At 73.3% G+C, this 12418-nt stretch carries 13 protein-coding genes; 6 read left to right on the top strand and 7 right to left on the bottom strand.

Annotation, left to right across the window (positions count from 1 at the left end; translation table 11 throughout):
- Positions 1–4 precede the first annotated feature (4 nt).
- A complete protein-coding gene (locus tag C229_RS0127055) occupies positions 5–472 on the top strand; it encodes a MarR family winged helix-turn-helix transcriptional regulator (protein ID WP_018658262.1) in 468 nt (155 codons plus the stop codon).
- 4 nt (positions 473–476) lie between these two features.
- Here the strand turns inward: C229_RS0127055 and C229_RS0127050 are convergent, their stop codons facing one another.
- Both C229_RS0127050 and rpsD read right to left on the bottom strand, forming a co-directional pair.
- Positions 477–1364 (bottom strand): TauD/TfdA dioxygenase family protein, encoded by an 888-nt coding sequence (locus tag C229_RS0127050; protein WP_018658261.1) that lies wholly within the window; start codon positions 1362–1364, stop codon positions 477–479.
- Positions 1365–1456: 92 nt separating this feature from the next.
- On the bottom strand, positions 1457–2062 hold the full coding sequence (rpsD, locus tag C229_RS0127045) for a 30S ribosomal protein S4 (RefSeq protein WP_018658260.1): 606 nt from the start codon (positions 2060–2062) through the stop codon (positions 1457–1459).
- A gap of 71 nt (positions 2063–2133) precedes the next feature.
- Here rpsD and C229_RS0127040 point away from each other — a divergent pair, with 71 nt between their 5' ends.
- A complete protein-coding gene (locus tag C229_RS0127040) occupies positions 2134–2904 on the top strand; it encodes a DUF2470 domain-containing protein (protein ID WP_018658259.1) in 771 nt (256 codons plus the stop codon).
- A 204-nt stretch (positions 2905–3108) separates the two neighbouring features.
- Here the strand turns inward: C229_RS0127040 and C229_RS0127035 are convergent, their stop codons facing one another.
- Positions 3109–4257, bottom strand: coding sequence for a DUF5925 domain-containing protein (locus C229_RS0127035; RefSeq protein WP_051109150.1), 1149 nt, complete (start codon positions 4255–4257; stop codon positions 3109–3111).
- A 42-nt stretch (positions 4258–4299) separates the two neighbouring features.
- On the bottom strand, positions 4300–5076 hold the full coding sequence (locus C229_RS0127030) for a lysophospholipid acyltransferase family protein (RefSeq protein WP_018658257.1): 777 nt from the start codon (positions 5074–5076) through the stop codon (positions 4300–4302).
- A 145-nt stretch (positions 5077–5221) separates the two neighbouring features.
- Between C229_RS0127030 and C229_RS0127025 the strand changes: the two genes are divergently transcribed.
- Positions 5222–6079: a hypothetical protein gene (locus C229_RS0127025; RefSeq protein ID WP_018658256.1), complete on the top strand. Its 858-nt coding sequence runs from the start codon at positions 5222–5224 to the stop codon at positions 6077–6079.
- 15 nt (positions 6080–6094) lie between these two features.
- Here C229_RS0127025 and C229_RS0127020 read toward each other — a convergent pair whose 3' ends face one another.
- Complete coding sequence (locus C229_RS0127020) at positions 6095–6769, bottom strand: uracil-DNA glycosylase (RefSeq protein ID WP_018658255.1); 675 nt, start codon at positions 6767–6769, stop codon at positions 6095–6097.
- A gap of 273 nt (positions 6770–7042) precedes the next feature.
- Between C229_RS0127020 and C229_RS0127015 the strand changes: the two genes are divergently transcribed.
- Together C229_RS0127015 and C229_RS0127010 are read left to right on the top strand one after the other, a co-directional pair.
- On the top strand, positions 7043–8491 hold the full coding sequence (locus C229_RS0127015) for a WS/DGAT/MGAT family O-acyltransferase (RefSeq protein WP_018658254.1): 1449 nt from the start codon (positions 7043–7045) through the stop codon (positions 8489–8491).
- Between the two features lie 10 nt (positions 8492–8501).
- Positions 8502–9095, top strand: coding sequence for an HD domain-containing protein (locus C229_RS0127010; RefSeq protein WP_018658253.1), 594 nt, complete (start codon positions 8502–8504; stop codon positions 9093–9095).
- Between the two features lie 122 nt (positions 9096–9217).
- Here the strand turns inward: C229_RS0127010 and C229_RS0127005 are convergent, their stop codons facing one another.
- Positions 9218–10243 (bottom strand): hypothetical protein, encoded by a 1026-nt coding sequence (locus C229_RS0127005; RefSeq protein ID WP_018658252.1) that lies wholly within the window; start codon positions 10241–10243, stop codon positions 9218–9220.
- Between the two features lie 61 nt (positions 10244–10304).
- On the opposite strand from C229_RS0127005, the gene C229_RS0127000 reads away from it, so the two are divergent.
- Positions 10305–11615 carry an MFS transporter gene (locus tag C229_RS0127000; RefSeq protein WP_018658251.1) on the top strand — a complete coding sequence of 437 codons (1311 nt, stop codon included), beginning with the start codon at positions 10305–10307 and terminating at the stop codon, positions 11613–11615.
- On the opposite strand, the gene C229_RS0126995 is transcribed toward C229_RS0127000, so the two are convergent.
- Entirely contained in the window at positions 11605–12402 is a 798-nt protein-coding gene (locus C229_RS0126995; protein ID WP_155885074.1) for a tyrosine-protein phosphatase, read from the bottom strand. The two genes, C229_RS0127000 and C229_RS0126995, sit on opposite strands and share 11 nt — an antisense overlap.
- Positions 12403–12418: the final 16 nt, after the last annotated feature.

The raw sequence follows: 12418 nt of genomic DNA, 5'->3' as shown, positions 1-12418 counted from the left end.
GGCCGTGGGGCACGAGGGCGCGGGTGACGTCGTGCGCGAGTTCGGCGCGCTGCTGGGCGCGGCGGCGCTGCTGGAGCGGCTGGCCGCGCGGGAGCTGGAGCGGCGCTGCGGGCTGCGGCACGCGGCGTTCGAGGTGCTGCTGCGGCTGTCGCCGCGCGGCGAGCGGTGCCCGTCGATGGGCGATCTGGCGGACGAGCTGATCCTGACGAGCGGCGGCATGACGCGGCTCATCGACCGGATGGAGGCGGGGGGCCTGGTCCGCCGGGTCCGGCCGCCGTCCGACCGCCGCCGTCAGCACGTCGAGCTGACCGAGGCCGGGCAGGCCAAGCTGGACGAGGCGCTGGTCGTCCACGAGGAGACCCTGACCCGTCATTTCGCCGGTCCGCTCACCGCTGAAGAGCGCGCCGCGCTCGTCGCGTCGCTGACGACCCTGCGCGCCGCCGCCCGCGCCGACCTCGGCGCGTTGCCCTAGCGCGTCACAGGTAGCGGGCGGCGGCGGCCTCGGCCGGGGCGTCGTGGCCGGTGACGCCGTCGACGCCCTTGGGGACGCCGTCGTCGACGGCGTCGGGGCAGTTGACGGTGACACGGTGCATCTTGCGGCGCTGGGTGTAGTCCGCCACGGCATAGTGCTGCGTGGGCCGATTGTCCCAGAACGCGAGGGTGCCGACGCGCCACTTGAGGCGGACCTGGAACTGCGGGTCGCGGACGGCGTCGAACAGCAGCGGCAGCAGCGCCTCGTTCTCGCGGCGGGACAGGCCGATGAGCCGGGTGACCGACGAGCGGTTCACGTACAGCGCCTTGCGTCCCGTCTCGGGATGGACCCGGACGACCGGGTGCACGACGGGCGGGTTCTTCTCCTGGAGTTCCCGCAGGTCGATCCGGTGGCCCTTGTCGATGGCCTTGGTGACCGACATCGTCAGGTCGTGCTCGGCGTACAGCTCGTCGGCGAGCCGCTGGAGCCAGGGCGCGAGCGAGTCGTAGGCCAGGTACATGTTGGCCCACAGGGTGTCGCCGCCGACGCCCGGCAGGAGGACGGCGCGCAGCAGCGAGCCCATGGGCGGGCGCGTCATGAACGTGTTGTCGCTGTGCCACTGGTCGCCGCCCTCGCCCTTGGGGTCGGTCTGGTCCAGGACGTGGACGGGGCTGCCCGAGGTGTCCATGGGCGGCAGGTTCGCGGTGCCGAACTGCTTGGCGAAGACGACGTGCTGCTCGTCGGTGATCTCCTGGTCGCGGAAGAACAGCACCAGGTGCTCCAGGAGCCCGTCGCGAATCCGCTGGATCTGTTCGGCGTCGAGCGGTTCGCGCAGCTCGACGCCGGTGACCTCCGCGCCGATGTTCCGCGTCATGGGGTGGAATTCGATCATTGCGGTGGCCTCCATCGGTGACCTAGCCAAGCAATCGCTAGGTTGATGCTAACCGATGGAGGCGCACCCCTGTCCAGACCCCCGGAACCGGGTCACCGCGAGTAGTACTCCACGACGAGCTGCTCGTCGCAGATCACGGGGATCTCCTTGCGCTCGGGAAGGCGGACGAGGCGGGCGACGAACGCCTCGGGACGCGACTCCAGGTAGCCCGGGACGTTCTCGGCGTGCGTCCCCGTCGCGGCGACCTGGAACGGCACCATGCTCCGGCTGCGCTCGGCGATCGTGATGACGTCGCCCTCGCGGAGCCGGTACGACGGACGGTCCACCCGGCGGCCGTTGACCAGGACGTGCCGGTGCACGACGAACTGGCGCGCCTGGTAGATCGTCCGGGCGAAGCCGGCGCGCAGGACGAGCGCGTCCAGCCGGCGCTCCAGGTCGATGATCAGCGCCTCGCCGGTCTTCCCCTCGACCTTGGCGGCCTTGTCGAACGCGTTGCGGAGCTGCACCTCGCGGATGTTGTACTGCGCGCGCAGGCGCTGCTTCTCGCGCAGCCGCACCTTGTAGTCCGACTCGGTCTTGCGGGCGCGGCCGTGCACGCCGGGCGGGTAGGGGCGCGCCTCGAAGTACTTCACGCTCTTGGGCGTCAGCGGGATGCCGAGCGCCCGGGACAGCCGCACCTTGGGCCGGGGGTTGTTCATGACCCTCCTCAAGTGGTTAGGTAAACCTTAGTTAGGCAAGCCTAACCTATAACGAACCCGAGGAGATCCTGGTGGCCGACACCGAGCAGGCGGCGAACCGCCCCACCCCGGCCGAACGCGCCCGCACCCTCGCCTACGGCGTCGCCGACGGCGTGCTCGTCACCCCCGGCGTGCCCTACGCGCCCGTCCCCGCCCACATCACCGGCGACGACGGCGTCCCGCTGCTGCTCATGCCCACCGCGTCCCCCGTCGTCGCCGCCCTCGTCGGCAACGAGGACCTGCCCGCCACGCTGCGCATCTCCGACGTCGCGCCCGTCGCCTTCCCCGACCGCGTCCGCGGCCGCGCCTGGCTGCACGGCTGGATCTCCCAGGTCCCCGAGGACGAGCGGCGCGCCGCCGCCATCCGGCTGTCCCGGCTGCACCCGCGTCCCGAACTGCTCGACCTCGGCCGCCCCGGCCACGAGGACGGCGCCTGGACGCTGCTCAGCCTCGACATCGCGCAGATCGAGATCGACGACGCCTGGGGCGGCGACACCCTCGAACCCGAGGACTACGCCGCCGCGTCGCCCGACCCGTTCGTCGCCATCGAGGCCGGCGTCCTCGCCCACCTGGACGGCTGCCACCGCGACGAGCTGCGGGCGCTGCTGCCGCGCCTGGCCGGCAAGGACCCCGACATCCGCCCGCTCGGCCTGGACCGGCACGGCATGTGGGTCCGCTGCGCCATCCCCGGCGGCGAGCCCCGCACCGCCGACCTGCGCATCGCGTTCGCCGAGCCCGTCGAGGACATGGCCGGGCTGCGCGCCGTCTACCGGCGCCTGTTCACGCCCGCCGGGAAAAGATGAACCGGAGCTGCGCATCCCCCGATGCAGCACAGCCCCGGTCCGTTGTGCGCCGGCCCGGCAGGGTCCTGACGGTTCGTCCACCCCGCAGAGGAGAACCGGGAGGCCCTGCCGTGACCGACACGAGAAGCATCCCGCGCCGCGGACGGCCCGCACATCGGGGAAAACACTGACTTCCCCTGAGTACGTGCCCCTACGTAGCGGCCCCTACAGGTAGAACCCGGTGGCCGTGCCCGCCGGAGCCGGGACCTTGCGCCGCTCACCGCGCCGCAGCGCGACCAGCTCGGCCAGCGTCGCGCCGTCGGCGTCCAGCGCCGCGTCCGGCGCCGCGCCGTCCAGCCACGTCCGCGACTCCTGCGCCGTCAGCCGTCCCACCTCGATCTGCGCCAGGCAGCGGCCCGGACGCACCACCGCCGGATGCAGCCGCGCCAGGTCCTCGTTGGTCGTGATCGCCACGAGCACCTTCTGGCCCTGCCCGAGCATCCCGTCGGTCAGGTTCAGCAGCCGCGACAGCGCCTGGCCCGTCGACTGCTTGGCCTCGCCCCGGATCAGCTCGTCGCAGTCCTCCAGGATGAGCAGCCGCCAGCGGTGCTCGTCGTCGTCGTGGTCGCCGAGCGCCACGCCCATCAGGTAGTTGGTGTTGCCGAACAGCGACTCGGGGTCGAGGACGCAGTCCGCGCGGCACCACGCGCCCCACGCCCGCGCCAGCGCGCGCAGCGCCGTCGTCTTGCCGGTGCCGGGCGGGCCGTGCAGCAGGAGCAGGCGGCCCTGGACGTCGTCGGGGCGCACCGCCATGACCTCGTCGAGCCCGGCGACGACCGGCGCCGTGTAGTTCCGGCGGATCTCCGCCCACGGGTCGGCCGCGATGGCGCGCTCGGTGCGCAGCGGCCCGTGCGTGCCGAGCCGCCAGAAGCCCATCTCGATGTTGGTGTCGTCGGTCTTCGGCGGGTCGGTGGCGTCGTCGGCGCACTCGTCCAGCACCGCGTCGGCCAGTTCCGCCGACACCGCGTTGACGAGCACGTGCGCCCGGCCCGTCTTCCACCGGTGCGACACCAGCGTCCAGCCCTCGCCCTCGGCCAGCACCGACGTGCGCTCGTCGTCGCCGTAGGAGCGCAGCACCGTCGCCGCCGACGGGAGCAGCGGCGCGTCCGGCTTGACGTGGTCGAGCGAACGGGTCCGCGCGCACGGCTGCTCGCCCGCCGCGAACGGACGCAGCGCGAGCATGCCCATCACGTCCGGCGGTGTGCAGGTGTCGTCCACGCTCAGGACGACGGGCAGCGTCAGGTCGGCGCCGGAGGCCGTGGCGACCTCCGGGGCCTCGACCAGGTGCAGGAAGTCCCGGGGGCGTTCGGTCATGGACTCGATCATCGGGCCGGGCCGCCGCCCCCGTCCACCGATTTAGTCCTGTCCGGCGGCCTTCTGCGCACGCCGGGCGGCGCGGGCGTCGGCCTCCTCGGCGTCCAGCCGCTCGGCCTCCTCCGGCGTGGGGGCGGTGCCGCCCAGGTAGGCGGGCTGCCACCAGCCCTCGCCCTTGGCCGGGACGTCGGGGTACTCGCGCTGCGCGCGCTCCAGCAGCTCGGACATGCGAGCCCGCAGGTCTTCGGTGACCTGGTTGTAGTCGTCGCCGCGCTTGGGGTACATCGGTTCCCCGATGAGGATCGTCACCGGCACGTTCCGCTGGAACAGCCGCTTCTTGCGGCCCTTCGTCCACAGCCGCTGCGGACCCCAGATCGCGATCGGGAGCAGCGGCACGTCGGCCGCGACCGCCATCCGCACCGCGCCGCTCTTGATGTCCTTCACGGTGAAGGACCGGCTGATCGTCGCCTCGGCGAACACGCCGATGATCTCGCCGCCCTTGAGCGCCGTCAGCGCCGCCTTGTACGACGACGCCCCGGACTCCCGGTCGACCGGGATGTGGTGCATGCCGCGCATCAGCGGTCCCGAGACGCGGTGGTCGAAGACCTCCTTCTTCGCCATGAAGCGGGTCAGCCGCCCCGCCGGATGCACGGCGAGCCCGGCGAAGATGAAGTCGAGATAGCTGACGTGGTTGCTCACCAGGACCGCACCGCCGGTGGCCGGCACGTTCTCGGTGCCCTCCAGGCGGAACTTCAGGTTCAGCGCCTTGAACATGCCGAGGGCGGCCTTGATGACCGGCGGGTAAACGATTTCCGACATGGCGCCACAGTATCGCGCGCCCGCGCGCGTACCGAGGGCGTGTGCCGGAGGGCGTGGAGCCTCAACCCGGGGATGGGTCACACAGAGCGGGTGAACTTTGAGAGGGTAGGAGCGTGGCCCGGCTCGGAAGGAAGGGGAGGATGCGATGAGCGTGGAACCGTTGGACGCCGCGGCGGACGTGCACGCTCTGATCCGCGAGCTGCTGCCCGCCGTGTCACCGTCGGCGTGGTTCGACGGCGGCACCTCCGAGATCGTCCTGCCGATCGGCCGGTCCGAGGCGCGGGCGTCCACGTGGACCGTCCTGGAGCGCTGCGCCCGCGAGGAGCGGATGCAGTGGCCCGAGCTGGTGTCGGAGTGGGTGGAGGAGGTCGGGCACCGCGCGTTCCTCGCCGTCGGCGAGATGGAGCTGTTCGGCGACGTGCGCGAGCTGCTGCGGCTGCGGATCGTCCCCAAGCTCGATCCGCGCGACCGGGAGGGGCTCGTCGTCGTCCCGGCGGGCGACCACTTCGACGCGATGGTCATGATCGAGCACCCCCGGTACGGCGGGCCGCTCACGCGGGCGCGCGCGGGCCTGCTCGGGCTCAGCAAGCTCGGGTACGTCATGACGAACACGCGCGACCGCGAACTCGCGGACGTCGCCGTGCACGACCAGCCGCTGCTGCCCGGGCAGGACGTCCGCGTCGTCACCAAGCCCGGCAGCCGCTACGTGTCCGCGCTGCTGTCCCAGGTCGACCGGTTCCTCCCCGAGCCGACCGAGCACGGCGCGCTCGTCGGCGTCCCGTGTCACAGCACGCTGCTGCTGTACCCGATCACCGCGACGTCGGTCCGCGGCGTCCTGCCCGTGTTCGCCGAGGTCATCGCCGAGATGCACGCCACCGCCGACGACCCGTGCGCCCCCGGCGTCTACTGGAGCCACGGCGAGCGGCGCCTCACCCCGCTCAACCCCGGGCACCTCCCGAACGACGGGGAGTTCGCCGCGATGCTGCGCCGCCTGCCGCGCTGAGCCGCCCAGGTCGGGTCAGGGGAGTTTCCAGTCGATGGGGGCGGCGCCCTGCCGGGTGAGCAGGTCGTTCGCGCGGGAGAAGGGGCGCGAGCCGAAGAAGCCGCGGTCGGCGGACATCGGGCTGGGGTGGGCCGACTCCAGGGCGGGGACGTCCGGCATGAGGGGGCGCAGGTTGCGGGCGTCGCGGCCCCACAGGATCGCGACGAGCGGCCGGTCGCGCGCGGCCAGGGCGCGGATCGCCTGTTCGGTGACCTCCTCCCAGCCCTTGCCGCGATGGGACGCGGGCTTGCGGGGGAGCACGGTGAGCGAGCGGTTGAGCAGCAGCACGCCCTGGTGCGTCCACGGGGTGAGGTCGCCGTTGGACGGCGGCGGCAGGCCGAGGTCGTTGCCGTACTCCCGGAAGATGTTCACCAGGCTGCCGGGCAGCGGCCGGACGTCGGGGGCGACGGAGAAACTGAGGCCGACCGCGTGGCCGGGGGTGGGGTAGGGGTCCTGCCCGACGACGAGGACCCGCACCTCGTCGAACGGCTGCTGGAACGCCCGCAGGATGTTCGCCCCGGCCGGGAGGTAGCTGCGTCCGGCGGCGACCTCGCCGCGCAGGAAGTCGCCCATCGCGGCGATCCGGTCCGCGACGGGTGCCAGGGCGGACGCCCAGCCCGCTTCCATGATGTCCGTGAGTGGTCGCGCCATGGGCGACCACCCTAATGCCGCGAACCCGGGACGTTTCCCGGAATCGGCACTCCGGCCCGGAGCGTTCCGAACGGCCGCGAACCGAAGATTCTCCGCCGGGCCGGGTCGAACGTGGGGAAAGTCTCCGTCATGGAGGGGTCCATGCCGGAGATGAACGGAGCAAAACGTCCCGTTAAGGCCCTGTTAATCCACTACTGCCGGGATTGACCTACTCACCGGTAGTCCGTAGTTCCTTAGAGTGATGCCCGCGACGATCCAGACAGGACGGCCCGAATGAGCCAGCTCTCCGCCGTGGACGCCACCTTCCTGAACGTCGAGACCGCCACCCATTCGGCGCACATCGCGGGTCTCGGACTGCTCGATCCGGCGTCCTGCCCCGGCGGGCGTTTCACCCCGGAGGCGGCGGCCGAGCTGATCGCGCGGCGCGCGCACCTGGCGCCGCGCCCGCTGAAGCGGCGGCTCGTCGCGGTCCCGTTCGGGCTCGACCACCCGTACTGGGAGGACGACCCCGACTTCGACCCCGCCCGGCACATCTCCGAGATCACGCTGCCGGCCCCGGGCGACGACGAACAGCTCGCCCGCGCCGTCGCGCTGCTGCACGAACGGCCCCTCGAACGCGACCGGCCGCTCTGGGAGATGACGATCGTCCAGGGCCTGTCCGGCGGCCGGGCCGCGCTCTACGTCAAGGTCCACCACGCGGCGATCGACGGCGTCCTCGCCGCCGAGACCATCGCCGCCCTCCTCGACCTGTCGCCCGAGCCGCGCGACGTCCCGGCCGACGACGCCGCGCCCCGGCGCGGCCCCGGCCCGCTCGCCATGGCGGGGACCGGGCTGCTGCGGATGGCGACGCAGCCGGTGTCGGCGGCGCTGGCGGCGGCGCGGTCGGTGCCCTACCTGGACGAGATCCCGGGCCTGGGCACGGTGCCGGGCGTCGGCGCGGTCGCGCGGCTCGCGCAGAGCGCCCTCGGCCACGAAGAACCGCCGCCCGCCCCGGCGGCGGCGCCGCCCACGCCGTTCAACCGGCCGATCGGCGCGGGCCGCGCGGTCGCGTTCGGCTCTCTCGACCTCGCGGAGGTCAAGGCCGTCAAGCACGCGCTGGGCGGCAGCGTCAACGACGTCGTGATGGCGCTGTGCGCGTCGGCGCTGCGCACCTGGCTCGACAAGCGCGGCGACCTGCCGGACGTCCCGCTCGTGGCGGGCGTCCCGGTGTCGCTGCGGCGCGCGGGCCGCGCGTCCGGCGGCGACGCGGGCAACGAGGTCACGATCATGACGACGCCGCTGGCCACCCACGTCGCCGACCCGGCTTCGCGCTACGCCGCCGTCCGCGCCGACCTGACGGCGATGAAGCACCGGTTCGCCGCGTCGGCGGGGGCCTGGGCCCGCGACATCGCGGGCATGGTGCCGCCGCCGCTGGCCGGGCCGCTGACGCGGCTCGCCCTGCGCGCGGCGCCCGCGACGGGGGTCCTGCCGCTCAACATCGTCGTCTCGAACGTGCCCGGTCCGCAGTTCCCGCTCTACCTGGGCGGCGCGAAGGTCCTCGCGTACTACCCGATCTCCGTCATCACCGACCTCACGGGCGGTCTCAACATCACGGTCTTCTCCTACGACGGTCACCTCGACGTCGGGATCGTCTCCTGCCCCGCGCTCGTCCCGGACCCGTCCGACCTGCTCGACCACCTCACCGACGCCCTGGACGAGCTGAAGCACCTCGCCCGGGAGTAGGGTCGCCCGCATGCGGGTGCCGGGGGACGACGAGATCCGGCGGTTGCACGAGCGCTGCGCGCCGACGCCGGAGGCGTTCGCGCTGGTGTACGCGCACTGCGCGATCGTGTGCGCCGTCGCAGAACAGCTCATGGCGCGGCGCGACGACGTGGACGCGGCGCTCGTGCGCGCCGGGTGCCTGCTGCACGACCTCGGCGTCTACCGGCTGTTCACGGCCTCCGGCGAGCTGGACCATGCCCGTTATATCCGGCACGGGGTGCTCGGGCACGAGATGCTCGCGGAGCTGGGGTTCGCTGAGACGCTGTGCCGCTTCTGCTCGCGGCACACGGGCGTCGGCCTCACCGCCGCCGACGTCCGCGACCAGGGGCTTCCGCTCCCGCCCGGCGACTACCTGGCCGAGACGCCGGAGGAACGTCTCGTCATGTACGCGGACAAGTTCCACACCAAGACCCGGCCCCCGGCCTTCGTCGCCCCCGAGACCGCCGCCGCGAGCCTCCACCGCTTCGGCCCCGCCAAGGTCGCCGCCTTCACCGCACTGCGCGCCGACTTCGGTGACCCCGACCTCCCGGCGCTCCAAGCGCACTACGGCCACGCCCTCGTCTGACCGGGCGGGCCGCCCGCACCCGCCGGGCCAGGGCGTTGCAGGGCGCGTCGGGGGACCGGCGCCCTGGGTGCCGGGTCGTGCGCAAGCGCGGCGTTCCTTGATCGGGTGGCGTCGAGGTCGTGTCAGGGGAGCAGGGCGGCGCGGTGGTGGCGGGTCAGGGTGAGGGCCGCCGCACCGGCGGGTTGCAGGGGGGACGGGTCGGGGTCGTCCAGGTGGCGGGTGGAGACGCGGCCCTCGTCGTTCTCGGGGACGAGGGTGTCGAGGGCGGCGTCGTCCACGGTCAGGACGGTGAGCAGGTCCACGGCCAGGGTGAGGGGGTCGACGCCGAGCCCGAGGACGTGGACGGGGCCGGGCGGGACGCGCAACGCGGACGTTTCCGCCTCCGGGACGCCGTGCAGTTCCTCCGCGTACTCGCGGGCGATCAGGGCGCCCAGGTCGAAACCGGGCGGCTGGAAGACGCCCACTGGCATCACCTGGAAGAGGCCGCCCGCGTGCGCGACCTTCGCCGGGTCGCGCCAGTGCGCGACGTACCGGCCCGAGCGCGTCAGCGTCACCGTCGTCACGGCGAGCAGCGCGGGGCGGCGCGCCAGATCGCACGGGTCACCGATCCGCGCGCGCAACGGCAGCCCCGGCACTCCGGCGGCCAGTTCGTGCGCCACCGCCTCCCCGACGTTCACCCCGTCGAAGTACCGCGCGGCCCCGAAGCGCAACGCGCCATCCGCGCTTTCCGCCTTGTCGACGCCGTTCGTGCCGTCCGTGCCGTTCGTGCCGTCCGTGTCGTACGCGCATTCTGTGCTTTTCGTGCTTTCCGTGCTCTTCCCGGTAGGGAAAGTGGCTGACAGGAGGCGGTGGGCGGGGCGGTTCTCGAAGATGCGCGGGGGGTCGAGGGCGGCGAGGGCGGCGGCGTAGGTGGTGAAGCCGGGTGGCAGGTCGTTCGGAGGGTCGGCCACGGCGGGAGGAATCGGGTGTTCGTCCCAGGCCAGGGTCACCGCGTCCAGGGGCACGGGGTGCGGGAGCGTCCATTCCGGGCGGGTCAGGAGCGTCGTGCCCGCGACGCGTGGAACGTCCGGGTACAGGGACGCCGCGCGGAGGCCGAGGTCGGCGCGTGCGGTGGTGAGGAACGCCCGTGCCGCCCGCCAGTCCGTCATCCGTCCCACTCTACGGCCGGGCCGGACCGAGCCCGCGAAGTGCCGCATATCCTGGTCAACCGTGATTCACGAGCGGACCAAGCGGACCGCCTGGGCCGTCTGGGGCGTGGGCGTCGCGGCCTACGTCGTCGCGATCCTGCACCGGACGTCGTTCGGCGTCGCGGGCCTCGACGCGGCCGAGCGGTTCGGCGCGTCCGGCGGGATGCTCGCGACGTTCGCGGTCGTCCAGCTCCTCGTCTACGCGGGCTGCCAGATCCCCGTCGGGCTGCTGCTCGACCGGCTCGGGCCGCGCGTCATGGTGGCGGGCGGCGCGCTCGTCATGGCCGCCGGGCAAGGGCTGCTGGCCTGGGCGCCGGACGCGGGGACGGCGCTCGCCGCGCGCGTCCTCGTCGGCGCCGGGGACGCGATGACGTTCATCAGCGTCCTCAACGTCGTCACGATGTGGTTCGCGTCCCGGCAGATCCCGCTCGTCACGCAGCTCACCGGGATGCTCGGCCAGCTCGGGCAGATCCTCAGCGCGATCCCGCTGCTGGCGCTGCTGCACGGCCCCGGCTGGACGCCGGCGTTCGGCTCGGCGGCCGCGCTCGGCGTCCTCACCGCCGTGCTCGCGCTCGCGGTGCTGCGGGACGTCCCGGGCACGGTGCGGGCGAAGGCGCCGTCCGCGCGGGAGGTCGGACGCGGCCTCGCCGAAGCCTGGCGCAACCCCGGCACCCGCCTCGGCCTGTGGTCGCATTACGTGACGCAGTTCGCGCCGAACACGTTCTCGCTCATGTGGGGCTACCCGTACCTGGTGTCCGGGCACGGTCTGCCGCCCGCCACCGCGAGCACGCTGCTCACGGTGTTCGTCGTCGCGACGATGACGAGCGGCCCGCTGGTCGGACGGCTCGTCGGACGCCACCCGCTGCGCCGGTCGTGGCTGGTCCTCGGCATCGTCGGGGTGATCGTCGCCGCGTGGACGGCGGTGCTCGCCGTCCCGCCGCCCGCGCCGACGTGGCTGCTCACGGTGCTGGTGCTGTGCGTCGCGCTCGGCGGCCCCGCCGCGATGATCGGCTTCGACTTCGCCCGGACGTTCAACCCGCCCGCCCGGCACGGCACCGCGACGGGCATCGTCAACGTCGGCGGCTTCGTCGCCGCGCTGCTGACGATCCTGCTCATCGGCGTCGTCCTGGACGTCCTGTCACCCGGCGCCACGTTCACGCCCGAGGCGTTCCGCGCCGCGTGGACCGTACAGGCCCTCGTCATCGTGACGGGCGTGGCGGGCGTCCTGCGCACCCGCACCCTCACCCGCCGCCGCATGATCGCCGAGGGGCACCCGGACGCGGCGGTGTTCGCCCGGACGCGACCGTCGGCACAGCCCCCGGTCAGCCGGTGAGGCCGGTGCGGACGCGGTCCAGCAAGGCGTCGTCCGCGCCGAGTCCCGCGCTCAGGAACCCGTCGAAGGACCCGTACCGGGCCGTGGCCTCGTCGAACGCCGCCTCCAGGTAGGCCGGACGCTGCTCCAGGAGGGGGCGCAGGAGTTCGGGGTCCTTCATCTGGCCGGTGCGGCCCAGGTAGTCGAGGAGCTTGCCGAAGCCCTCGCGGTGATAGTCGTTCGAGCGCAGGTAGTCGGCCATGATGACGTCGCCGGAGACGCCGAGGATCGTCAGCACGATCGCGGCCATCCATCCCGTGCGGTCCTTGCCGGCGGTGCAGTGGAACAGCAGCGGCAGCGCCTCCGCGTCCCCGATCGCGCGCAGCGCGGCGGCGAACGCGGCGCGTTCGGCGTCCACGGCGACGAAGTCGCGGTTCACCTTGACCAGGATGCGCTCGGTGCGCCCGCCGCCGAACACCTTCTCCTGCTCGCCCGGATCACCGGCGGCGATCACCTGGTAGAAGCGTTCGAGGTCGCCGCCGCCGACGGGCAGCGCGACGTGCGCGGCGCCCGGCGGCAGCCGGTCGGGCCCGTTCGCGGCGGTCTCGTGGTCGGTGCGGAAGTCCACGACGGTGCGCAACCCGGCGAGCCGGTCGACGTCGGAGTCGGTGAGGGTGTTGAGCGCGTCGGCGCGCAGCAGCCGCCCGGCGGGCAGCGTGCCGCCGCCGGGCAGCGGCAGGCCGCCGAGGTCGCGGACGTTGGCGGCGCCGTCCAGCCGCAGATGGCCGTGTTCGTCGTCGGGGTGCATGATCCCCATGGTGGCG

The organism is Actinomadura flavalba DSM 45200, from assembly GCF_000374305.1.
GTDB classification, from domain to species: Bacteria; Actinomycetota; Actinomycetes; order Streptosporangiales; family Streptosporangiaceae; genus Spirillospora; species Spirillospora flavalba.
Note: the sequence above shows the minus strand (reverse complement) of the source record. Positions and strands in the feature narration are given on the sequence as shown.